The 21471-nt window shown below is 45.4% G+C and carries 19 protein-coding genes; 7 read left to right on the forward strand and 12 right to left on the reverse strand.

From position 1 onward, the window contains the following. Window positions 1–218: 218 nt before the first annotated feature. Window positions 219–1295, forward strand: coding sequence for an AI-2E family transporter (locus ABIE50_RS03000; RefSeq protein WP_209856082.1), 1077 nt, complete (start codon window positions 219–221; stop codon window positions 1293–1295). Here ABIE50_RS03000 and nadD read toward each other — a convergent pair whose 3' ends face one another. From nadD to paaA, 5 genes are all read right to left on the reverse strand, one after another. Beyond that, window positions 1296–1865: a nicotinate (nicotinamide) nucleotide adenylyltransferase gene (nadD, locus tag ABIE50_RS03005; RefSeq protein ID WP_209856080.1), complete on the reverse strand. Its 570-nt coding sequence runs from the start codon at window positions 1863–1865 to the stop codon at window positions 1296–1298. It lies immediately after the preceding gene. A gap of 83 nt (window positions 1866–1948) precedes the next feature. Further along, on the reverse strand, window positions 1949–2443 hold the full coding sequence (gene paaD, locus ABIE50_RS03010) for a 1,2-phenylacetyl-CoA epoxidase subunit PaaD (RefSeq protein WP_209856077.1): 495 nt from the start codon (window positions 2441–2443) through the stop codon (window positions 1949–1951). A 2-nt stretch (window positions 2444–2445) separates the two neighbouring features. Further along, window positions 2446–3210, reverse strand: coding sequence for a 1,2-phenylacetyl-CoA epoxidase subunit PaaC (gene paaC / locus ABIE50_RS03015; RefSeq protein ID WP_209856074.1), 765 nt, complete (start codon window positions 3208–3210; stop codon window positions 2446–2448). Continuing rightward, window positions 3207–3575, reverse strand: coding sequence for a 1,2-phenylacetyl-CoA epoxidase subunit B (locus ABIE50_RS03020; RefSeq protein WP_142684564.1), 369 nt, complete (start codon window positions 3573–3575; stop codon window positions 3207–3209). The genes paaC and ABIE50_RS03020 overlap by 4 nt, the downstream gene beginning before the upstream one ends. Window positions 3576–3622: 47 nt before the next feature. Then, window positions 3623–4621: a 1,2-phenylacetyl-CoA epoxidase subunit PaaA gene (paaA, locus tag ABIE50_RS03025; protein WP_209856071.1), complete on the reverse strand. Its 999-nt coding sequence runs from the start codon at window positions 4619–4621 to the stop codon at window positions 3623–3625. Window positions 4622–4732: 111 nt separating this feature from the next. Between paaA and ABIE50_RS03030 the strand changes: the two genes are divergently transcribed. Both ABIE50_RS03030 and ABIE50_RS03035 read left to right on the forward strand, forming a co-directional pair. Beyond that, window positions 4733–5437: a hypothetical protein gene (locus ABIE50_RS03030; RefSeq protein WP_209856068.1), complete on the forward strand. Its 705-nt coding sequence runs from the start codon at window positions 4733–4735 to the stop codon at window positions 5435–5437. Window positions 5438–5489: 52 nt separating this feature from the next. Further along, a complete protein-coding gene (locus ABIE50_RS03035; RefSeq protein ID WP_209856065.1) occupies window positions 5490–6935 on the forward strand; it encodes a S41 family peptidase in 1446 nt (481 codons plus the stop codon). Between the two features lie 47 nt (window positions 6936–6982). On the opposite strand, the gene ABIE50_RS03040 is transcribed toward ABIE50_RS03035, so the two are convergent. The 4 genes from ABIE50_RS03040 to ABIE50_RS03055 all read right to left on the reverse strand — a co-directional run bounded on the left by ABIE50_RS03040 (window position 6983) and on the right by ABIE50_RS03055 (window position 12397). Beyond that, a complete protein-coding gene (locus tag ABIE50_RS03040) occupies window positions 6983–7912 on the reverse strand; it encodes a M28 family peptidase (protein WP_209856063.1) in 930 nt (309 codons plus the stop codon). 44 nt (window positions 7913–7956) lie between these two features. Next, window positions 7957–10089, reverse strand: coding sequence for a ferrous iron transport protein B (gene feoB / locus ABIE50_RS03045; protein WP_209856060.1), 2133 nt, complete (start codon window positions 10087–10089; stop codon window positions 7957–7959). 180 nt (window positions 10090–10269) lie between these two features. After that, window positions 10270–12024 (reverse strand): PspC domain-containing protein, encoded by a 1755-nt coding sequence (locus ABIE50_RS03050; protein WP_209856058.1) that lies wholly within the window; start codon window positions 12022–12024, stop codon window positions 10270–10272. 34 nt (window positions 12025–12058) lie between these two features. After that, window positions 12059–12397, reverse strand: coding sequence for a PadR family transcriptional regulator (locus ABIE50_RS03055; protein WP_089890425.1), 339 nt, complete (start codon window positions 12395–12397; stop codon window positions 12059–12061). 382 nt (window positions 12398–12779) lie between these two features. Between ABIE50_RS03055 and ABIE50_RS03060 the strand changes: the two genes are divergently transcribed. From ABIE50_RS03060 to ABIE50_RS03070, 3 genes are all read left to right on the forward strand, one after another. Further along, entirely contained in the window at window positions 12780–13073 is a 294-nt protein-coding gene (locus tag ABIE50_RS03060; RefSeq protein WP_142684557.1) for a hypothetical protein, read from the forward strand. Window positions 13074–13281: 208 nt separating this feature from the next. Further along, on the forward strand, window positions 13282–14931 hold the full coding sequence (locus ABIE50_RS03065) for a SulP family inorganic anion transporter (RefSeq protein ID WP_209856053.1): 1650 nt from the start codon (window positions 13282–13284) through the stop codon (window positions 14929–14931). 76 nt (window positions 14932–15007) lie between these two features. Continuing rightward, entirely contained in the window at window positions 15008–15685 is a 678-nt protein-coding gene (locus tag ABIE50_RS03070) for a carbonic anhydrase family protein (RefSeq protein WP_209856050.1), read from the forward strand. A gap of 123 nt (window positions 15686–15808) precedes the next feature. Here the strand turns inward: ABIE50_RS03070 and ABIE50_RS03075 are convergent, their stop codons facing one another. From ABIE50_RS03075 to ABIE50_RS03085, 3 genes are all read right to left on the reverse strand, one after another. Further along, complete coding sequence (locus ABIE50_RS03075; protein ID WP_209856048.1) at window positions 15809–16945, reverse strand: methionine aminotransferase; 1137 nt, start codon at window positions 16943–16945, stop codon at window positions 15809–15811. Window positions 16946–17040: 95 nt separating this feature from the next. Continuing rightward, window positions 17041–18132, reverse strand: a complete 1092-nt coding sequence (locus ABIE50_RS03080; protein ID WP_209856044.1) for a mannose-1-phosphate guanylyltransferase — start codon at window positions 18130–18132, stop codon at window positions 17041–17043. Window positions 18133–18134: 2 nt separating this feature from the next. After that, window positions 18135–19109, reverse strand: a complete 975-nt coding sequence (locus tag ABIE50_RS03085; protein ID WP_142684552.1) for a KpsF/GutQ family sugar-phosphate isomerase — start codon at window positions 19107–19109, stop codon at window positions 18135–18137. A gap of 156 nt (window positions 19110–19265) precedes the next feature. Between ABIE50_RS03085 and recQ the strand changes: the two genes are divergently transcribed. Further along, window positions 19266–21467 carry a DNA helicase RecQ gene (recQ, locus tag ABIE50_RS03090; protein WP_209856041.1) on the forward strand — a complete coding sequence of 734 codons (2202 nt, stop codon included), beginning with the start codon at window positions 19266–19268 and terminating at the stop codon, window positions 21465–21467. Window positions 21468–21471 lie beyond the last annotated feature (4 nt).

Below are 21471 nucleotides of genomic sequence, written 5' to 3' on the forward strand. Positions count from 1 at the left end.
ATTAAGGTTTTTAAGATGTTATAAATTAGGTTTTCTTTTTTGGTACCATAGGTTTAACAAACATTATTCCATAAATGACATTTAAATAAAAAGCTATGTTAAACCTCGGCTAAATAAGAACAAGCGCCCCGCAATTTTGTTTATCATTCAGAAAAAGCTTCTTCCGTTCAGCCGGTCTGTTTTTTGACATACCAGATAATTACACGATATTATGTACTATGAGCTATCTTGATAATGACCGCCTTAAACAAATTGGCTTCCTGTTACTGATCCTTTTCCTTGCCGTACTCCTGTTTATGGAGATGTTTACCTTTTTCCCCGGCTTTCTTGGAGCTGTGACCCTGTACGTGATCAGCAGGAAATGGATGTTTAAACTTGTAGAACAGCGCAATTGGAGAAAAAACCTTGCTGCAGCCCTGCTGATGGTACTTTCTTTCCTGGTGATCCTGTTGCCTATAGGGATGCTCATTAACATGCTTGGAGCGAAAGCTGCTTATGCCGCCAATCACTCTACAGAACTCATCAACAGCCTGAAACAAACCAATGCCCGGCTGGAAGGCTCCCTGGGCTTCAGCCTGCTCACTCCCGAGCGGTTACAGAAAATCCAGGAAGGTATAACAGCCTTTCTGCCGGGGTTCCTCGGTGCCACTTTTAATACCCTTACCACCATCGCCCTGATGTATTTTATGCTGTACTTTATGCTGGTCAACGGTCGGAAGATGGAAGAAAACCTGTATGAATATATTCCCCTGAAAGATAAAAATGTGGAAAGATTGGGTAAAGAGTTCAACACTTTGGTAATTGCCAATGCCGTCGGTATTCCGCTAATAGCGGTAGTACAGGGCATTATTTCCTTAATTGGTTATCTGATTTTCGGGATCCCCCAGCCCTTTTTCTGGTTTGTTATAACCTGTTTCACCGCCATGCTGCCTGTAATAGGCGCAGCTGCAGTGTATGTACCACTTGGCGTTTACCTGCTGGCCTCTGGCAGCACCTGGCAGGGAATTGCTGTACTGGTGTATGGATTCGGTGTAGTGGGCACCTCAGATAATGTTGCCAGGATGTTGCTGGCCAAAAGAATTGCTGATGTGCATCCGCTCATTACTATATTCGGTGTAATCATTGGCGTTAGTCTTTTCGGCTTCATCGGCCTGATCTTCGGCCCACTGCTTATCTCCATGTTCATCCTTTTACTGGATATCTACGGAAATGAATTTGTGGTTAAAAGAAGGGATATTGCCCAGAAAAAACCGGCTGCAAATATTGACATCCATGATACACCCGGAACAAAATGATCAGCGGTAATAATTATTTTCAGAGATATAATTAATCACGCTGTCGGGCACCATATACCTCACCGATTTACCTTCTTTCAGCCATCTGCGGATATCTGTTGCGGAGATATCGAGCATAGGTGCGTCCAGTATTTCAACCTGGGCGCCAAAGGTATCTGTTATTTCATGTCCCGGCCGGCGGTAAATATAAATCGGGTAGTTTTTCACTATCTGCTCATAATTTTTCCAGCGCGGTAAATTCTGAAAGCTATCGCTTCCCATAATAATAGCAAATTCCTGCGTCGGAAATTTTTCCTGCAAATAGGTGAGGGTATCCACCGTATAGGAAGGCCGGGGAAGGGAAAATTCAATATTGCTGGCGCGCAGCCGCACTTCATCTTTAATAGCCAGTTCCACCAGGTGGAAGCGGTCGTGCTCATTCAGTAAGGCCGATTGTGGTTTCAGCGGGTTATGCGGCGAAACCACCAGCCATACTTTATCAAGATCAGTATTGTGCGCTACGTAATTGGCAATGATCAAATGCCCCGTGTGTATAGGATTAAAAGACCCAAAATACAAGCCTATTCTCATGTTTTCATCGTATAAATTGCCAATGGCTACTTCATTAATGCGTGTAAAAATAGGTATTTATAGCCGGAACATGGAAATAAGGGTTATTCCAATGGTTTGAATTGCTCGAACACCTGGCCGCAGGCCTTGCAAAAATGGATAGCGCGGCACAACGTAGAGCCAAAAGGAGAACGCAAATACGTTTGCCCGCTGCCGCAATGAGGACAGGGAACCTCCATCATAATTTCTGTGCTTACCTCGCCGGTCAGCACCTTTGGAGGGGCTATTCCAAAGGCTTCCAGCTTCTCCCTGGCTGCAGCCGTCATCCGGTTGCTGTGCCAGTGCTCCTGTTTATCTATCTCAACGTTAACGGCTATACCGAGTTCGCTTTCCAGCACAGTTTTTATATTATGCTGTATATAACCCACCGCCGGACAGGCGGCAAATGTGGGGATCATTTTGATGTGTACTGCGGCTGTATCAAGGGTAACCCCCGTGATCATGCCCAGTTCTACTACGCTTAACACAGGGATCTCCGGGTCCATCACATGGGCCAGCGATTCGTACACTGCTGCTATGGTAATTGTTTGGGACGACATGATTACCAGCTGGCCTCCGTATCCAGATTAAATACTTCACTCATTTCTTTTAACAATGGCTGCAGGTAGGGCGTATGGATCCCTTGACGGCCACCGTATACCGGTACAATATCACTGATTTCCGGCAGGTTAAGCGACGCCTTCACCAGCACCGGGTAAACGCGATCCAGCCATCGCTGATACAATACCTGTTCGCCCGGGTATACCTTATCTGCTATCAACACTTCTTCATACTCCTGCGATGGCTCAAAAATACCGGCGGCCAGTGCAAATGCCTGGTTCAACGCCTGCTGCATACGGTTGTAGCTTTCCTCCCCAGCCTGGCTCAGTTGCATAATCCAGGCATTGGCATGCAACGTATGATACTTCAATTCCCCTTTTACTTTTTTACTTAATAACCGTAAAGGCTCATAACTGCTGTCCTGCAAGCTCTCATAACGGATCGCTTCCGCCTGGTCAAATAAAAAGTGCCGCATCAGGCTAAAATCATATTCACCATTGGGCATCTCCACCAGGTGCGACGATTTAAACTCCTTCTCCGGCCGCAGAAAAGCAAAGGCATCCGGATGCCGACCACCAAGATCCTCATGAAGCGTGCGGTACAGCGCCCAGGCATGGCCAATTTTGTCCTGCGCCATGGAAGAAAAAGCGATATCCTCTTCCATCACAGGCCCCAGTCCTGTCCATTCAGAATTACGATGCCCCTGGATCAGTTCATCGTCCGCCATTTTTATAATCAGATCTGTTAGTGCTGCGCTGTTTATCATTTGGATTGTTTGAATTTGTTGATCTTTTCCATCACTTTAAAGCCGCTGGCATCACGATAGGTTTTCTCCATATTGTTGGCAAACATATCTTCATCTTCCACATCAAAAGCCAGAATATCTGCACTTTTCACCACCCAGAGATTTACGCATTTCTTACGCCTGGCAAATTGCTCTTTTGCAAATACCAGCGCCAGTTGAGGATCGGGAGCATGTACACATCCTACATGCTCGTGATGGGCGCCTCTTTTTTCCTGGTGAAACACCTCATATATATTCCAGTTTTCCCCTTCCTCTACTTTCACTACCTCCCCGGCCTCGCCTAATTTCAGCCGGTTTACCCGGGGATCTAAAGAATCGTTAGACATGAATATTTAAGTGATTTTAATGGTAAAGTATAGATTGCTAAATGATCCTATGCAACTGGTAACACCCGTTTTTCCATCGGTTTCATAAGCGCTTTGCGCACCCACCGGCCCCGCTCTTCCGCCCATTTGCGTACCTGCAATCGTTCCATATTACACGGGCCTCCGCCATTGATCACCCTGAAAAACTCATCCCAGTCGGGGTCTGAATATTCCCAGCGGCCGGTTGCTGTATTTTTACGCAGGGCCGGGTCCGGCAGGGTAAGTCCCAGCTCCCATATCTTGGGCACATAAGATTCCAGGAATTGATTCCTCATATCATCATTACTGGCCATCTTCACTTTCCATTGCATTAATTTTTCGCTGTGGCTGGAACTTTTATCAGGAGGACCAAAGAAATGCATAATTGGCTGCCACCAACGGTTAAGGGCATCCTGCAACATTTGTTTCTGTGCCGGGGTTCCTGTTGCCAGTTCAATAAAAGCATCATGCCCCTGTTTGAGATGGAAACTTTCTTCATAACAAATGCGTTCCAGCGCCCTGCAATACGGCCCATAAGAGCCTTTGGCATTAGCCACCTGGTTTACAATTGCTGCCGCATCAATCAGGAAGCCGATAACGGCCACATCGGCCCAGGTTTCGGCAGGATAATTAAATACGTTGGAATATTTGGATTTCCCGCTGAGCAGATCATTGATCATGGCTTCCCTCGATTTTCCCAGCGTTTCGGCTGCGTTGTAAAGTAATTGCCCGTGACCTATCTCGTCCTGTACCTTGGCAATCAGTGCCAGTTTACGCTTAAAGCCCGGCGCCCTGGTGATCCAGGTGCCTTCCGGCAATGCTCCTATAATCTCGGAATGAGCGTGTTGCTCAATAAGGCGTATCAGCTGCCTGCGATATTCTGCCGGCATCCAGTCGCCGGGTTCTATCTTTTCTCCATTGGCTATACGAGCTTCAAATGCAGCAAGCTTTTCAGGTTCATCATGCTGTTGTTCTTCCCGCAACTGATTCCTGTTGGGCTCATCAAAAATATATCCACCGCCGTACATAATGCGATTGTTTTGGTTGGTAGTAAATTACGGAAAAAAGACCGTTTCAGCAGGAATAGATTGTTAAAACACCGGAAACCAAATGTTATAGAATCGCCAAATTTTCCCTGCATGAAACAGATAGCCGGTCATTCCCTTAATTTTATTGACTGCAATCTGATAATGCTGTTGGCTGTTACCATACTGAGCTTTCTGTTACTGCCACCCGGGGATAAAAAGCCATGCCCGGAAAATCATCGCTTTACCGTTATTCAGCTCAGCTTCGAAGAGAAACAATCACCGGCTCTACCCGGCTCTGATACTATTTACTATGATTTTGAAAGAAAACTGCAATGGGACGATTTCCAGGCCAAACCATCGCCAAATGGGCCCAGTGCGGCGGTATCCTACACCAGCTTCGCCTATGAGGGCAACAGCAACCTGGTAAACGATACCCTCAGAATCACTTTAAGGCTGCAGGTCTTTTTTATAAAAAGCGCTTCCTGGGTACGGCCGGAAGCCAGGAACAGCTACGCCCTGGCGCACGAACAGCTCCATTTCGATATAACCCGCCTGGTAGCGGAACGGTTTAAACAAAAGCTGCGGCAAACAGCATTAAACCGCGACGACTACGATAGTATCATACAATATCAGTACCTTCAGTCCTTCCGGGAAATGAACCGCCTTCAGTACCGGTTCGACCAGGAAACCCACCACGGGCTTAATGTTGCAGAACAGATCCGCTGGCGGGATAAAGTAAATGTAGGCCTTAAAAATAACGGCGTGCTTCCGGAAGAACTCGGCGTTGAAGGTATTAACTTTACACCCATACAATAACAACCCGTTTTAACGTTTATTCTCAGCGGTTATGCAGCATAAAAAAGGATCTATGCAACCAAATAACTTTTACCACTCACTACTCACCGGCCTGGCGCTCATTTTTTTGATGTCGGCCTGTAATAAAAAAGACAGCAACACTCCACGGAACAGGGGGAATAACAGTCCAACCGGCTCGGTTAACGACAGCATCTTTTTTATAGCAAAAGATATTTACCTCTGGAACGACGTATTGCCCGATTCAGCCACCTTTAAGCCCAATCAATATCCTAACCCGATACAGATGTTTGATGCGCTGACAACCTATAAAAAAGATGCTTCCGGTAATAACCTTGACAGGTATAGCTTTATAGACAATGGTGGTACATCCAGGGCCTTACAACAGGGTATTGCCGGCGATATGGGCTTCGAAGTAGGCTACCAGACAGATACAACGCTGTTCGTGGTATATGTATACCCCGGCTCACCGGCAGATAAAGCCGGCATAAAAAGGGGATGGGAACTGATTAATGTAAACGGGGTTACCCGGTTCCGTGTAAACGACGGCACTACCGACAACATGCTGAATACTGCTTTTGGCAGTGAAAGCGCCACCTGGGGCTTCCGTAAGCCGGACAACAGCACACAACAGAATACGTTAGCCCGTACAGATTATAAACTGAATCCCATCCTTTATTCGCATTTATACGATTTCAGCGGCAATAAGATCGGCTACTTTGTATTCAATAACTTTGTGGCATTGGCAGATGTAAAAGCGCAGATAGATTCGATTTTTGATGCTTATACCAAAGCCGGTGTAAAACAGGTGATCATTGATCTGCGATATAATGGAGGCGGGCTTATTGAAACAGCAGAATATCTTGCCAACATACTGGTACCAGCGGCGAAAACCAATACCACTATGTATTCCCAGTTCTTTAACAACAACGTAACTACTAATAATTTCGGCCCTTACTTTAAATACATGAAGGCGGTGCCTTATTATCCCAGCGTAAACTGGTCGGATATCTTTTACAGTGAAGCTACTACTTACAAAACAGCGAGGTTCCAGAAAAGCGGCGCCCTGGCCTTGAACAAGGTCACTTTCCTCGGAACGCGCAATACGGTATCTGCGAGCGAATTGCTGTATAACGTGCTGAAACCTGTGATGACCACTAAACTCGTTGGAAGCAATACTTATGGCAAACCGGTAGGTTTTATCAATATTTCCTTTGGCAAATACGATATGTACGCTGTGAACTTCCAGACAAAAAATTCGGCTAACGAAGGCGATTATTTCAGCGGCCTTCCGGCCGATATAAGAGCGGATGATGATTTCTCTCTCGACTGGGGCTCTCTGAGCGATCCAATGCTACGTGCTGCCCTCACCGATATGGGCGTTGCTGCCGGCTCATTGGGCCGCATGGCCAGATTAAACGGGAACAGGCTCGCGGTAACCCCTGCCAACAGGCTTGAATCCACTAAGTTTAAAGGAATGATCCAAACTATAAGGAAATAATACTTACCGGCCGGTAGCTCCTCCGCAAAGGAGTTACCGGCTTTTCTCTACATCGTTCTGGCCCCACTGTATTTGTTCTCCGGCATATCACTATCCAGCTTTTTCACTACCTCCAGCACAGCCTGCACTGCCCTGTAATAAAAAGAGTGGTTAATACGTGAATATTCATCAGTAACATGATGATAATCCGGGTGATCCTCCACTCCAAAATACAGGAACGGTATCTTCTGTTTAAAGAATTCATACTGGTCGCTCTGTTTCGTCCAGTCGTCTGCCCCGCTTTCCGGCTTGTCGTGCCCCGCTATGAGCTTCACACTGCTACGTGCTGCTACCTCATCTGTGTATTTTTTCAGATCCGGAAAATGCTGTGTGCCGCATACATACAGCTCATTTTTATCATTGTGGGCAATCATGTCCATATTAATGTTCTGGCGCATCTGTGTAACCGGTACCGGCGGCTGTGCTACAAAGGCTTTAGCTCCCTGCAACCCCTCTTCTTCCCCGTCAAATGCTGCGAAAATGAGGGTATAACGGGGAGGGTGCTTTTTAAAGTATGCAGCTATTGCCAGTAATCCGCCAATGCCGGAAGCATTATCATCTGCGCCGTTGAATACAGTATCTGCGCCGTTTGTTTTGGAATTACCAAGATGATCATAATGTGCAGAGATAACGATCACCGTGCTCAGCTTCCCCGGAATATAGCCGTACAGGTTAGTGCCCATTATTTTTTTATCTCCTTCCTGAAAATAGAAAGGATACTCATAGGTGTCGTGATAGGCGGATATCCCGATTTTTTTGAAACGGTCCAGGATATAGAATTGCGCCATACGGCTGCCCCGGGTACCGGTTTTCCTGCCCTCCATCTTATCGGCCGACAGGGTGCGCACATCCTTCATTAGTTGTGCTGAATCAATGGATGTTTGCGCCAGTGCAGGAAGCGCAAAGAGCAGGCAAAAGCTGTAACAAAGCCATTTCATAAACATTGCATTTATGGTTAACTATACCTGCAATGTACAAGATATTATTTGAAGATATTAAAGATGATCAAACTGCACACATAGGCCAGTGCAGTCATATAAACAAGCTGTATCACCGGGTATTTCCATGATTTGGTTTCCCTTTTTACAATCGCCATAGTGCTCATACACTGCATAGCGAATGCATAGAAAATCATTAAAGATAACCCTGAAGCCAGTGTATAAACCGGCGCTCCGTCAGGCCAGGTAGCCGACGATAATTTTTCCCGGAGCGTGGCATTATTATTATCCGGATCCTCTCCTACACTGTAAAGCGTAGCCATAGTACCTACAAAAACTTCGCGGGCGGCAAAAGAAGTGATCAATGCTATACCGATTTTCCAGTCAAATCCCAACGGACGGATGGCCGGTTCAATGGTATGACCAAGCATACCTGCGTAGGAATTGGATAATTTGGCCGATTGGAACTCTTTATTAAGTACAGCTGCTTCCGGAGAATCTTCCGGGACTTTAGACAATAGCTGCTCGTATTTCGCATGTACAGGCTCCATCCTGCTCGATGGTCCGTAAGAAGCCAGGAACCAAAGGATCACAGATATTACCACAATCACCTTACCGGCATCTTTCACAAATATTTTTGCTTTCTCCACCATTGTTGTTCCCACATTGGCCCAACGCGGTGAGCGATAAACCGGCAACTCCATGATGAAGTAGCTTTTTTCCTTAATCCGCACGAACAGTTTCATGATCGCTGCGATAAAGATAGCCATGAAAAAGCCCAGCAGGTAAAGCCCCATCATAATAAGCCCCTGTAAACCCAGTATACCGAAAACCCGTTTATCGGGGATGACCAGTGCGATCATCATGGTATAAATAGGCAACCTTGCAGAACAGCTCATTAAGGGCGTTACCATTATAGTGATCAGACGTTCCTTCTTATTCTCAATGGTACGGGTAGCCATGATGGCGGGTACCGCACAGGCAACACCGCTGATAAGCGGCATCACGGATTTTCCGTTTAACCCTACCTGCCGCATAAGACGATCGGTCAGGAAGCTGATACGGGCCATGTAACCGGTATCTTCCAATATAGTGATCAAACCAAACAGGATCATGATCTGCGGGATGAATACCGCAAAACCACTGATACCAGCGAGTATTCCGTTTATAAAGAAGTCGGTGATTTTATTATCCGGCAGGGCGCTGCTCAGCCATCCACTTAACGCGCCAAAGCCGCCCTCGATCCAGTCCATCGGGTAGGATGCCAGCCAGAAAATACTTTGAAACAGGAGAAACATCACTACCAGAAGTATTACATATCCCCAGAACCGGTGCAGCAGCAGGTCGTCTATTTTTTCAGAACGCAGTTGTTTCTGCAGCGGATCAGTTTCCACTACCGTTGCTTTCATGATATGCTTGATCCGGCTATATCGCTGCATGATCTCCTCTGCCTGGATCTTCGTTTTATTAAACTGGTGTTTTTCCAGCGACTGGTGAATTGCCTGTTTACGGGCCTTGTCCACGAATGACAGATCATCTACATTAACGGCTATATGTAAAGCACCATAGTCGCTTTTTACTGGTACCGTTTTCCGGACCTCTTCAATCACGTCTTTGGCCAGTGCATTGTTATTGATAAAATCCCTGGGAGGTGTGCTGTAATGCGACCTCATTGCCAGGTCTATTACTTTCTTTATCTCTGTAACGCCTTTATTCTTCCGTGGGTTAATTGATACCACAGGCACCCCCAGTTCTCTTTCCAACCCGTCCAGGTCGATCTCCACTCCTTTCTTACGCGCAATGTCCATCATCGTGAGGGCGATGATCACCGGAATTTTAAGGTCAATGATCTGGGAACAGAACAACAGGTTGCGTTTCAGGTTGGAAGCATCTGCCACTATGATTACCAGACGGGGAGTATCTTCATTCTGCTGATTGATCAGCACATCGTAGGTAACATATTCATCGGCGCTTTTGGGATACAGGCTGTAAGTTCCCGGCAGGTCAATAATATTAGCTGTTACGCCTGATGCTATCTGGGCGGTCCCGGTTTTTTTGTCGACCGTTACACCCGGAAAATTACCCACCTTCTGGTTTAAGCCGGTGAGCGCATTAAAAAGGGAACTTTTACCACTATTCGGATTACCTACCAGCGCAATGTTTATGGGAGCCTGCATTCCTTATCTTATCCTATTTATGAATATTAATTGCTGAATGTGCAAAGTTAAACATTAATCAGCCGGTGGAATGATCCGATCGGGAAAATCTCAGAAAGGTAATCTTCTGGAAAAGATAAAGCGAAAACAAAGGCCTTGTTTTCGCTTTATCTTTTTTAAAATTAAGTGTTTATATATAGATCAACTGTGGAACATATTAATGAGGGAATAAGCCAGGAAAGATACATCTCCCTCAATTGGCTGGCTTTTTTTAACCGCTTTAACGGCGTTCTCGGCGGCTGGCCCTTTATAACGGTATCCTTCATTGGAAGAATCGGTGGCTGGTTTTTCAGGCGCCGGTTTCTTCTCGTTGGAATCATTGGTACCGTCCGGCGTCATTTTCAGGTTGAGCGGTCCGGGCTGGTCGTTATCGAAATCATTATCCCAGTCATCTTCATCACGGTTATACCAGCTCACATCATAGTTGCGCCGAACCTCGCGATCCATTTCGATATTTTTTCCTACCGGAACCCTAATGGTTACTGTAACCCGCTGACCACGGTATTTTGAGTGCGGGGGCAGGGAAAAACCTTCCGGCAGGTACAGTACGGAATCCTGTTGATTCAGGTGGAAAGCGATATCATGTGCCAGCATCTTTGCCTGTTGAACAGTACGGCCCCTGGAGAAGCGTGATACATCCACAGAAAAGCTGTCGGTTGTACTTTTCTCTATTCTTATACGGATATAGTTAATCAGTACAGTATCGTCTGCAATCAGCAGGTGATCATCAAAAAAGCTGATATCATCTCCGTTGATATCCGAAAGAATGCCAGGCGTTCTTTTCAGGATCAGCTTCCCTTTCGACGGTTGTTGAATAGCTATTGTTTCAGTTTCGGTAGCTGGTCTTCTGAAGTCTTTTACAAAAGAAGTAGCAATGATAGCGGCAAAAGCTAATCCGAGTAACCACAGGAAGGTCAGGGTATAACCCGCATAGCGGTTGCTTTCCTTTACGCCTGTGAGTTTACGGATAATAAATATTACCAGTGCAACGATCGGGATGCCTATCAGCAGGCCAACAGCAGGCCACAACAGCATACTTTGCACCGGGGCGCCGAGTAACAGATCCTTAATGGGGAATAGGGCCGCGGAAGTGGCCGCAATGGCTATTCCTGCCACTATCAGGCAGATCAGCATCACTACAGCAAAGAAATAAAAGAACCCCTTGGTAACGGCTACCAACACTTTTCCCAATCCACTGGCCAGGCTCACAAAAAAGCGTTCAATATCGTTACCTACCTGCTTGCCGCGGCCCTGAGAAAAATTTCGGATATCATCTCCTACATTTTTCATCTGGCCTTTCATATGATTTAATTCATCCTGGATAGTGGATTTTATGGTATTAAGATCCACCTTTTCTCCCCTCATTTCCAGCTTTTCCGCTGCAGTGTCGGCCGATGGCGTGGCTATCCACAGGATGAAGTATACCAGGATACCAGTACCAAAACCTCCAATTGCCAGGAGGGCAAATATGATACGGAAAATCACGGGATCGATATTAAAATAGGCACCTAAACCACTACATACGCCACTTAATACCTTGTTGTCCGGATCGCGGTACAAGCGTTTGCGGGGGCGGCGAATATATCCGGCATATGGATCATCCTCTTTCTGTTGCTGGCTGTTTTCCCCTGCAACGTCGTCGAACTGTTCCGGCGTGCCCATGGAAGCTTTCACGGCAATTACATCTTCGTCTGTAATGCAATGAGCACCTTTCTTCAGTTTATCCTGGAATATCTCAGCAATGCGGCTTTCAATATCAGACACGATTTCATCCCCACCCTCCTCTTTCGAGAAATATTTCTTCAGGCTGCCGAGATACTGATTCAGTATCTCATACGCGCTATCCTCAATGGGGATAAGGCGGCCCGAAAGGTTTATGTTGATTATCTTTTTCATTACCAGTTGATTTTAGGTTTTAGGTAGTCTTCCTTTACAGGGGTGTACTATTTTGTGTTAATTGATGTACGGCATTAGCCAGTTCGTTCCAGGTACTTTCCAGTTCCTTATAAAAGGTTTCGCCTTTTTCTGTCATGGAAAAATATTTCCGTGGGGGACCTGAACTGCTTTCTACCCAGCGGTACGTGAGCAATTCTGCATTTTTCAATCTTGTTAGTAAAGGATAAAGTGTGCCCTCCAGGATATCCAGCTTTGCTTCCTTCATCTTTTCGATGATATCTGAAGGGTAAGCTTCTCCTTGCTTAATGACGGACAAAATGCAAAACTCCAGCACTCCCTTCCTCATCTGCGATTGTGTGTTATCAATGTTCATGGCAAGTGAGCTTTAATGTTTTTTTCTAATGGTGGTTTCTGAATATAGTTATAAAGGTATTTGATAGCTATTCTTTCAACTTTACGACACAAAAATAAGAAATTTTTACTACTATGCAATACACAATACCATAGAAAGCAAAATAACTTGCTTAAAATGTTACCCGGTTAAACCAGCAAAAGCCGGTATGAGTCTGTCTTTCCCGCCAAAAAAAAGTTATAACCTGTATTTCAGAATAATGATGACCGGTTAATAATAAGGATGAATGGAATATTGCGGCTGATATCGCTTTTAATGTTAAAAGCCTTTAACATTTTTTTAATTGGGTATTTAACTATATTATGGTTATCCTCTATTACATTTGCATCAGGCGTATTTACACATGAAGAAATTAATTGGCATATTCCTTCTGACACTGATGGTGTCACAACTGCTTCCGATCAAGGAAGTTGGGAAGCTGCTGTTTAATAACCAGATTGTGGAAGAACACCCGGTTGATTGTGGTGGCGATCATATAAAGATTGCGAAGGAACTGAAGTTCTGTAAACAGTTTGATGAAATCCAATTTAATCCGCTGCTCATTCTTGGTATTTTGCAATATCATTTAATGGAAGACATTCCCAGCAATCCTGCTCAGGAAATTCACGCTCCCCCTCCCAATATGCATCTCGCATAATTTCGTTCAGCCGTTGTAGTTACAGCAGCTGTATCCTCGATTCATTTATTACCGGTTATTTTAAACACTACCCAGGCTACGTGTATCCATAAGGCGATACCTGTATTAAAGCCGTTAACGGTAGTACTATTCTATCATTGTAGCTTCCACGGTTGCGGCATCTTGCTGCTATCCGGAAGTGCGATCCCTAAACGGAAAAGCGTATTTTATGAACAAGCAAACATCATTATTCTCTAATATAAAAGGCGATTTTTCAGCCGGCCTTGTTGTTTTCCTCATTGCGGTGCCATTGTGCCTGGGAATTGCCCTGGCCTCCGGAGCCCCCCTGTTTGCCGGTATGATTTCCGGTATCATCGGTGGCCTGGTGATCGGCTTTTTAAGTGGCTCGCAAATGAGTGTAAGCGGACCCGCAGCTGGTCTTACCGCCGTTGTACTGGTAGCTATCACCAAACTCGGCGCATTCGATATATTCCTCCTGAGTGTGGTAATAGGCGGCGCCATCCAGCTTATCCTGGGATTAATCAAAGCAGGTACAGTAGCCAACTACTTCCCTTCCAATGTGATCACAGGTATGCTTACCGCTATCGGTATTATCATTATCCTGAAACAGATACCTCATGCATTTGGCTACGACGCCGATTCTGAAGGTGATTTTACTTTTTTTCAGGTAGATGGAGAAAATACTTTCAGCGCTTTGTTGTCTACGATTAACCACATTAACCTTGGCGCAACGCTGATCACCATTGTTTCCATTTTCATTATTCTGTACTGGAGCAAGATCCCGAAGCTCAATGTAGTGCCAGCGCCACTGGTAGCAGTAATTACCGGCATATTGCTCAATATGGCATTTTCCGGCAGTGAGCTGCTGGCACTGGGATCTAATCACCTGGTAACCTTACCGGTACCAAGCAGTTTTGGCGATTTCGTTAGCCAGTTCACCCTGCCTAACTTCAGCGCCATTACCAACAAGGATGTGTGGATCACCGGTATTACTATTGCTATAGTAGCCTCTGTGGAAACCCTCCTGAACGTAGAGGCCACGGATAAGCTCGATCCTATGAAGCGCCACACTTCCCCTAACAGGGAGCTGAAAGCTCAGGGGATTGGTAACATGATCAGCGGTTTAATTGGCGGTTTGCCTATTACATCCGTAATTGTACGCTCCAGCGCCAACATCAATGCCGGCGCTAAAACCAAAATGGCCACCATGACACATGGTGCATTATTATTGGTTTGTACTGCATTGATCCCGGGATTATTAAACAAGATTCCGCTGGCTACCCTGGCAGCAGTGTTGCTGGTAACCGGTTACAAATTGTGCAAGATTTCCATTTTCAAGGAAATGTTCAAAAACGGCAAGTATCAATGGGTACCTTTTGCAGTAACGGTAGTAGCCATTGTGTTTACGGACCTGCTGGTTGGTATCGCACTGGGTATGGCCGTAAGCATAATAGCCATCCTGCGCGGTAATATGAAAAGCTCTTACTATTTCAGGAAAGAGAAATATCATAGCGGCGACAGCATCCGGCTGGAACTGGCACAGGAGGTTTCTTTCCTGAACAAGGCCAGCATCCTGCTTACACTGGATCATATGCCGGAAAATATCACACTGGTAATTGATGCACATAAAACAGCTTATATCGACTTTGATGTACTGCAGACTATACGCGAATTCAAAGACATTAAAGCGCCGCAGAAAAATATCAAAGTAATCCTGACGGGGTTTAAATCTGTGTACAATATTCAAAACACACCAGACCTCTCTGTCGAAGAACAAAACCGGCTGAACTCTCCGCAGGTACACACTATTTCTTCCGGCAACCACAAGGAGTTGCTGAAAGAGCTGCAATTGAATTAAAGGCTGAAGCCTTTGACTGAAGGAAAAGCAACGGATTCTAACTCCGTCCATTTTTTAATTTCAAAAAATGACAATAATGAAGACGCTTAATAAAATATCTCAAGCCAATATATCTCCAAAGAAAGCATTGGAATTGCTAAAAGCCGGTAACACCCGGTTTGTGGATAACCTCCGCGTGAACCGTAATCTTCTTCAGATGGTGAACGATACCTCCGACGGACAATGGCCTATGGCGGCAATTGTAAGTTGTATGGATTCCCGCACCTCTGCAGAATTGATCTTTGACCAGGGGCTGGGTGATATTTTCAGCATCCGTTTAGCCGGCGCCGTTATTTCTGATAACGTACTGGGCAGTCTTGAGTACGCCTGTAAGGTAGCCGGTTCCAAATTCATAGTGGTCCTGGGCCATACTAAATGCGGTGCAGTTAAAGGGGCCTGCGATACAGTGGAAATGGGTAATCTCACCGGGTTACTGAATAAAATAACACCTGCCGTTTTTGCAGAAAAATCTGTTAAAGAAGACCGCACTTCTCACAACAGTAAATTTGTGGAAGCTGTAAATAAGATCCACGTAGAACGCTCTGTTCAGGCTATTATGGAACAAAGCAACATTTTGCGCGACATGATACAGAAAGGCGAGGTAGGTATTATCGGCGCTATTTACGATGTGGAAACCGGGATTGTGAGCTTTATGGAACATACCCTGATCCTCGAAAATAACAAACCGGCAGAGGCAACAGCAGTAGCTGTTTAACCGCCTGCGCCTTTTATAGAAGAGAATAAACTTGCTTTTTCGTAAAAAAGAGGGAGGCACCGATAACATGTTTGATCAATTATTTAAAGGCATTGACCGAACTGTTATTGGCAGCCTCCTTTTTTATATCTGTTGCAGCCGGGCTGCAGCTTGTTCCAGCGTAGCCTGCTTCTTTGCAAAGCAAAACCGGATTACATGATCATCTTTTCCATCCTGGTAGAATGCTGAAACCGGGATCACGGCCACACCAAATTCTTTGGTCATACGAATAGCAAAATCCTTATCTCCTTCATTTGAGATCCTGTCATACTTCATCAGTTGAAAATAACTCCCCTGGCTGGCCAGCGGGGTGAAACGGGTATCTTTCATCAACTCCAGGAAATAATCTCTTTTCTGCTGGTAAAACGCCGGCAACTCAAGATAATGCGACGGTGTTTCCAGGAATTTTGCCAGGCCATACTGCATGGGCGTATTCACTGAAAAGCAGAGGTATTGATGTACTTTCCTGTACTCTTTCATCAGGTGTTCCGGCGCCACGCAATAACCCATTTTCCAACCGGTATTATGGAATACTTTGCCAAAGGAAAACGTAACAAAGCTGTTGCGGAAAATAGCCGGGTATCGCAATATGCTGTGATGCTGCGCGCCGTCAAATACCAGGTGCTCATATACTTCATCTGATAATACAATCAGGTTAAACTCATCCACCAGTTTTTCCAGTTCCTTTATATCATTTTCCTGTAAGATGCTTCCCGTGGGATTATGCGGGGTATTGAGCATAATCATCCTGGTGCGGGGCGTAATTTTGCTTCTTACTTCATCCCAGTTGATCCGGTAGCCGGGAAAGGACAACGGGATCAATACCGGCACTCCGCCGTTTACCAGCACATTGGGAATATAGCTGTCGTATGCCGGTTCAAAAATGATCACTTCATCACCCGGATGTATACACGTAGCAATGGCTGTAAAAATAGCATAGGTGCCTCCCGGCGTAATTGTGATTGCCGTATCAGGATGTACTTCGTGCTGGTAAAGATGGCTGATTTTCGAGGCAATGGCATTACGGAGCTGTGAAAGTCCCGGCATCGGGGCATATTGGTTATGCCCTTGCTGCATAGCCTCATTTACCATTGCTTTCAGCTCATCGCTGCAGTCGTAATCGGGAAATCCCTGGGAAAGGTTGATTGCCTGGTGGGAAGCCGCCAGAGCAGACATGACGGTGAATATAGTAGTGCCTACGTTGGGCAGTTTTGAGATCATTGCCGGATTTTTGATATTGAAATTCAGACGTTTGTTAGCAGGAAAACTTTCCGCCATTAAATATCTGAATTTCAATATCAAAAATCATAAAATATTTACAGGAACTTCTCGCCTTTGTTGCGTTTGATTTCTCCTACATATTCCTTGATCTGCTGTTCATTTTCTTTTTTGCAGATGAGCAGCACATCCTGGGTATCTATAACGATGAACTCGTCCAGTCCCTGCAAAAGCACCAGCTTTTCATTAGGCACTTTTACCATGCATTTGGTGGCGTCTATCACTACCACATTTTTTCCCTGCACAGCGTTGCCCAGATAATCTTTTTCCAGGTTCTCATAGGCAGAGGCCCAGGTGCCTAAGTCGCTCCAACCAAAGTTGGAGGGGATAACATACACATTGCCGGCCTTTTCCATGATACCGTAATCAATGGAAATATTGGTGCATTGAGGGTATACTTTCTCCATCACCTCTTTCTCCTGTGGTGTATTGAGTGCAGGAGTGGCCTGTTCAAAGAGCTCATCTATCTCCGGGAGGTATTGTTTAAAAGCTGCCAGGATGGTTTTTACATTCCAGACAAAGATGCCGGCATTCCAGAGGAAATCGCCGCTTTGGAGAAATGTTTTGGCCAGCTCCAGGTTAGGCTTTTCAGTAAAGGTTTTTACCTGGTACACATTATCTGCCACATGTTGTGGTTCAAACTGTATGTAGCCGTAACCGGTATCGGGACGGGTTGGTTTGATGCCCAGTGTAACCAGGGCGCTGTTTTTCTGTACAAACAACAACGCGTTTAAACAGGCGCTGGTAAATGCAGGTCCATCCATAATGAGATGGTCTGCCGGTGCACAAATAATGTTGGCCAGCGGGTCCTGTTTATGGATTTTGTGAGAAATATAAGCAACGCAGGGTGCTGTATTTTTACGGGATGGCTCGCTCACAATGTTGGCTATGGCCAATTCCGGTAACTGATCACTCACCTTTCCGGTATATTGGTGATGAGTTACCACAAATATATTTTCCTTGGGGATGAACTGCGCAAAGCGTTCATAAGTCCATTGGAGGAGGGTTTTCCCTGTGTTCAGGATGTCCAGGAACTGCTTGGGATTGTCTGTGCGGCTGTGGGGCCAGAACCTGCTGCCTATTCCCCCTGCCATTATTGCCACATAAAAATGGCTGTTCAGCTGTGTCATTTCTAAATAATTCCTTCTCTGATTAAATCGTGTAAGTGAATAATTCCCTGATATCGCTCACCGTCCATCACCAGCAGTTGGGTAATATCGTGCTGGCGCATCATTTCCAGTGCGTTAATGGCCAGTTGATCCTGCTGGATCATTTTCGGGTGAAGCGACATTATATCTTTTGCCGTTACAGCTGCTGTAGGAACTTCTTTCTCCAGCATTCTGCGCAGGTCACCATCTGTAATAATTCCCTTAAGCAACCCATTTTCATCCACTACAGCGGTAACTCCCAGCATTTTGGATGAAATTTCCACAATAACTTCCCTTAAAGAACTGTTAGCCAATACCTGCGGTGCTTTATGCTGTTTGCTGAGATCTGCTACCTTAAGGTACAATTTCTTTCCTAAAGCGCCACCGGGATGGAACTTGGCAAAATCTGCTGCAGTAAATCCGTGCCATTCTATCAGGCAAACCGCCAGGGCATCACCCATTACCAGCTGGGCAGTGGTGCTGGTAGTAGGTGCCAGGTTATTTGGACAGGCTTCCTGACTAACGGTAGTATTGAGTATTAAATCTGCCTCCTGGGCTAAAAACGAGCTGGTATTCCCCACCATGGCGATCAGCGTGTTGCCAAAATTCTTCACCAGGGGAACAAGTACCTTGATTTCAGCAGAAGTGCCGCTTTTAGAGATACACATCACCACATCCTCCTCTCTGATCATCCCCAGGTCTCCGTGGATAGCATCTGCTGCATGCATGAAAAGTGCTGGTGTACCGGTAGAATTAAATGTGGCCACTATTTTTTGGGCGATAATGGCGCTTTTGCCAATGCCCGTTACCACCAGTCTTCCCTGGCATTGTGCAATCGTTTCAACAACTTTCTCAAAATCTGCATCTATAAACTGTTGCAAATCATTAATAGCTGATGCCTCCATCGCAATTGTACGCCTGGCTACCTGTCCTATATTGATAGTTTGATTCCTTTTCATGATGATTTACAAATTTATCATTTTTTAACCAGCACTGGAACGGTCTGGTAATTTATATTGATACTCCGCGCTTTTTTAAGTAACTTCGTGTCCCCTAAAAAACATATAAATATATTTCGTCATTTGTTAGTTCTTTAGAGTTAAAATTTGAATGCAATGGCTGTTGTTAAGGAACGTTTGATGGATGCATTACGCGAACACTTCGGGTTCGATTCCTTTAAGGGAAATCAGGAAAAAATTATAAATAGCATCCTCTCAGGCAAAGATACTTTTGTGATAATGCCGACCGGCGGAGGTAAATCATTATGCTATCAATTACCGGCGCTGATGAAGCCGGGTTGTGCGCTGATCGTTTCCCCCCTTATTGCGCTGATGAAGAACCAGGTGGATCTGGTAAGAGGTTACAGCAGTAAGGACAATGTGGCGCACTTTCTGAATTCTACCTTATCCAAGGCGCAGATCAAGAAAGTACGGGCTGATCTCACGGCAGGGAAAACCAAGCTGCTGTATGTAGCCCCGGAAACCCTTACCAAACAGGAAAACCTGGATTTCTTCAAGGAGCTTGAGATCTCATTTATTGCGGTAGATGAAGCGCACTGTATTTCCGAATGGGGTCACGACTTCAGGCCGGAATACCGCCGTTTGAAGGAAATGATTGACCAGATCAGTGAAAAACTGCCCATCATTGCGCTAACCGCTACTGCTACCCCGAAAGTGCAGAGCGATATCGTGAAGAATCTCGGACTAAATAAGGCTAATATCTTTATTTCGTCCTTTAACCGTCCAAACCTGTATTATGAGATCAGGCCTAAACGCAAAAAGGAACAGACGATTAAAGACATTGTGAAATTTATACATCAGCATAAAGGCAAAAGCGGTATTATTTACACGCTGAACCGTAAAACCACCGAAGAACTGGCAGATATGCTGGTGGCTAACGGTGTAAAGGCGGTGGCATACCATGCCGGCCTGGACCCTTCCACCAGGGCGCAGCGCCAGGATATGTTCCTTCATGAAGATACCGAAGTAATTGTGGCCACCATTGCGTTCGGAATGGGAATCGATAAGCCTGACGTACGATTTGTTATCCATTATAATATTCCTAAAAGCCTGGAAAATTATTACCAGGAAACCGGTCGCGCCGGAAGGGACGGACTGGAAGGGCATTGTATCTGCTATTATTCCCATAAAGATGTACAGAAACTGGAACATCTCATGCGCGATAAATCGCTCAGTGAACGTGAAATGGGCGCGCAACTGATTAACGAAACTGTGGCCTACGCGGAAAGCGCTGTATGCCGGCGCAAAGTTATTCTTCATTACTTCGGTGAACATTACGATACAGAAAACTGCGGACAATGCGATAACTGCCGCAATCCAAAAGAAAAAATAGAAGTAAAAAACCGGGTAGTGATCATGCTGAAAGCTATCCGCTCGCTTGAAGAACGCTTTGGCAGTGAATATGTGATCAATATCATCACCGGGAAAACCAGCCCGCAGATCAGTACTTACCGTCACGATAAACTTGATGTTTTCGGAGAAGGAAAAGAGTTTGATGCACATTTCTGGAATTCGCTGATGCGCCAGATGATGCTGGAAGGCCTGATAGAAAAAGATATCGAAGAATACGGCTTACTGAAAGTAACCGATAAGGGCGCCAAATTCCTCAAAAAGCCATACTCCATCATGGTGGCGCTGAACCACCAGTTTGATGAAGATACACTGGATGAAGAGGAAGAAGCAGCCGCAGAAGCACAGGCTTCCGCCGATCCTGCACTCTTTGAAATGCTGAAGGAACTGCGCAAAAAAGTATCAAAGGAAAAGAATCTTCCTCCCTTTGTTATCTTCCTGGAAACATCCCTGGAAGATATGGCCACCCAGTATCCCACTACTGTACAGGAGCTGGAAAAGATCCAGGGCGTAAGCAAGGGTAAAGCGATCCGCTATGGCAAACAGTTCCTGGACGTGATCACCAAATACGTGGAAGAGAACAATATCACCAAGCCGGACGATTTTGTGATGAAGAGCGTGGTGAATAAAAGCGGGATGAAAGTATTCATCATCCAGAATATCGATAAAAAAATACCACTCGAAACCATAGCGAAAAATAAAGAGCTCTCCCTCTCCCAGTTACTCGATGAGATGGAAACCATTGTTGCCAGTGGTACCAAACTGAACATCGATTATTGCCTGGATGAAGAACTGGACGACTATGCACAGGATGAGATCATGGAATATTTCAAAGGATGCGAAACATCCAGTCTTGCGCTCGCCAGGGAAGAACTGATTGAAAATGATTATTCGCTGGAGCAGTTAAAGCTAATGCGTATAAAATTCCTGGTAGTATACGGTAACTAATACC

It is taken from the genome of Chitinophaga sp. OAE865 (genome assembly GCF_040546735.1).
GTDB lineage: Bacteria > Bacteroidota > Bacteroidia > Chitinophagales > Chitinophagaceae > Chitinophaga > Chitinophaga polysaccharea_A.

Excerpts from the sequence above, each read along its gene's own strand:
- ABIE50_RS03000 (WP_209856082.1), top strand. The coding sequence starts at position 219 with ATGAGCTATCTTGATAATGACCGCCTTAAACAAATTGGCTTCCTGTTA.
- nadD (WP_209856080.1), bottom strand. The coding sequence starts at position 1,865 with ATGAGAATAGGCTTGTATTTTGGGTCTTTTAATCCTATACACACGGGG.
- paaD (WP_209856077.1), bottom strand. The coding sequence starts at position 2,443 with ATGTCGTCCCAAACAATTACCATAGCAGCAGTGTACGAATCGCTGGCC.
- paaC (WP_209856074.1), bottom strand. The coding sequence starts at position 3,210 with ATGATAAACAGCGCAGCACTAACAGATCTGATTATAAAAATGGCGGAC.
- ABIE50_RS03020 (WP_142684564.1), bottom strand. The coding sequence starts at position 3,575 with ATGTCTAACGATTCTTTAGATCCCCGGGTAAACCGGCTGAAATTAGGC.
- paaA (WP_209856071.1), bottom strand. The coding sequence starts at position 4,621 with ATGTACGGCGGTGGATATATTTTTGATGAGCCCAACAGGAATCAGTTG.
- ABIE50_RS03030 (WP_209856068.1), top strand. The coding sequence starts at position 4,733 with ATGAAACAGATAGCCGGTCATTCCCTTAATTTTATTGACTGCAATCTG.
- ABIE50_RS03035 (WP_209856065.1), top strand. The coding sequence starts at position 5,490 with ATGCAACCAAATAACTTTTACCACTCACTACTCACCGGCCTGGCGCTC.
- ABIE50_RS03040 (WP_209856063.1), bottom strand. The coding sequence starts at position 7,912 with ATGAAATGGCTTTGTTACAGCTTTTGCCTGCTCTTTGCGCTTCCTGCA.
- feoB (WP_209856060.1), bottom strand. The coding sequence starts at position 10,089 with ATGCAGGCTCCCATAAACATTGCGCTGGTAGGTAATCCGAATAGTGGT.
- ABIE50_RS03050 (WP_209856058.1), bottom strand. The coding sequence starts at position 12,024 with ATGAAAAAGATAATCAACATAAACCTTTCGGGCCGCCTTATCCCCATT.
- ABIE50_RS03055 (WP_089890425.1), bottom strand. The coding sequence starts at position 12,397 with ATGAACATTGATAACACACAATCGCAGATGAGGAAGGGAGTGCTGGAG.
- ABIE50_RS03060 (WP_142684557.1), top strand. The coding sequence starts at position 12,780 with ATGAAGAAATTAATTGGCATATTCCTTCTGACACTGATGGTGTCACAA.
- ABIE50_RS03065 (WP_209856053.1), top strand. The coding sequence starts at position 13,282 with ATGAACAAGCAAACATCATTATTCTCTAATATAAAAGGCGATTTTTCA.
- ABIE50_RS03070 (WP_209856050.1), top strand. The coding sequence starts at position 15,008 with ATGAAGACGCTTAATAAAATATCTCAAGCCAATATATCTCCAAAGAAA.
- ABIE50_RS03075 (WP_209856048.1), bottom strand. The coding sequence starts at position 16,945 with ATGATCTCAAAACTGCCCAACGTAGGCACTACTATATTCACCGTCATG.
- ABIE50_RS03080 (WP_209856044.1), bottom strand. The coding sequence starts at position 18,132 with ATGACACAGCTGAACAGCCATTTTTATGTGGCAATAATGGCAGGGGGA.
- ABIE50_RS03085 (WP_142684552.1), bottom strand. The coding sequence starts at position 19,109 with ATGAAAAGGAATCAAACTATCAATATAGGACAGGTAGCCAGGCGTACA.
- recQ (WP_209856041.1), top strand. The coding sequence starts at position 19,266 with ATGGCTGTTGTTAAGGAACGTTTGATGGATGCATTACGCGAACACTTC.